Origin of the sequence: Gluconobacter sp. P5E10 (assembly GCF_018812145.1) — a bacterium.
Taxonomy (GTDB): domain Bacteria; phylum Pseudomonadota; class Alphaproteobacteria; order Acetobacterales; family Acetobacteraceae; genus Gluconobacter; species Gluconobacter cerinus.
In genome coordinates, this window is sequence record NZ_JACRVZ010000030.1 from 1 (window position 1) to 1,166 (window position 1,166).

1 protein-coding gene, 1 tRNA gene, 1 rRNA gene and 1 pseudogene are annotated in these 1,166 nt (G+C 56.5%); all 4 read left to right on the top strand.

What is annotated here, in order from left to right:
• The first annotated feature begins 9 nt into the window (after window positions 1–9).
• Window positions 10–124: ribosomal RNA gene (gene rrf / locus KP707_RS16510) — 5S ribosomal RNA — on the top strand.
• Between the two features lie 48 nt (window positions 125–172).
• A tRNA-Met gene (locus KP707_RS16515) sits at window positions 173–249 on the top strand.
• Between the two features lie 261 nt (window positions 250–510).
• A pseudogene (locus tag KP707_RS16520) lies at window positions 511–917 on the top strand (transposase); the annotation flags it as partial.
• Window positions 918–992: 75 nt separating this feature from the next.
• Window positions 993–1,166: transposase (locus tag KP707_RS16525; RefSeq protein ID WP_215769450.1), on the top strand; the 174-nt coding region annotated here is incomplete at its 3' end.

Here is a 1,166-nt window from a genome sequence, read left to right on the forward strand (position 1 = left end):
GCTAGAAGACCTGGTGGCCATTGCGAGGGCCCTACACCCGATCCCTTCCCGAACTCGGCCGTGAAATCCCTCAGCGCCTATGATACTGCACCTCAAGGTGCGGAAAAGTCGGTCGCCGCCAGGTCCCCTAGCCCACTCATCACTCCCACAACACCAACATCACCAATACCACCGCGGGGTGGAGCAGCCCGGTAGCTCGTCAGGCTCATAACCTGAAGGCCGTAGGTTCAAATCCTACCCCCGCAACCATGAATTAAGTGATTGATATCACACATTAAAACCCGCCCTCATAGGCGGGTTTTTTGTTGCCTAAAACGCGGCGCAGGAAACACATAGGAAACAAATGGAAAGGTAGTTCAGCGAGTTTTTGTCGAGATTCACGTTTGTGTGATGAGCGAAAGCTTCTAGGGGCACGCCATTGGGCTGGTGTAGGGCGCTGACGGAATGAGGTGGTCCCCCTTTTTCGGACAGGGCGATAAGCTATAATCCGACCTGAGAGAGGGCGGGTTTATGGGCAAGGTTACGCGGAAACGGTATTCGGGTGAGTTCAAGTCGCGGGTCGCGCTGGAGGCGATCCGGGGTGAGCAGACGCTGGCGGAATTGGCGTCGACGCACGGCGTGCATCAGACGATGATCGCCCAATGGAAGCGCCAGGCGATCGAGGGCATGGCGAGCCTCTTTTCTGGCAAGGCAGCACCGGAAGCGACAGCCAGCTCGGCCGACGTGGAGAAGCTGCATGCGAAGATCGGCCAATTACTGGTGGAACGTGATTTTTTGCGCGATGCCTCTGTTCGGGTGCGCGTGATCAGAGGCGGCAAATGATCGACCTGAAACGGCCTCGGCTTTCGGTCGTGCGGCAATACACGTTGCTGCAACTCAACCGATCGGGCGTCTACTACCGGCCTGTGCCAGAGAGCTAGGCTCAGGACCTATTAATTTATTGAACTGAGCGAGACGTTGTGATTCACAGGGTTACCGATGGAGGTGAGGCTGTGAGTGACATGTTTTTGCTGTCTGAGAGCCAGATGGAGCGGATTGAGCCATTTTTCCCTCTGGCACATGGAGTAGCACGCGTGGATGACCGGCGTGTTCTGAGCGGGATCGTTTATGTGATCCGCAACGGGCTTCAGTGGAAAGACGCCCCGAAAGCATATGGCCCGCACAAG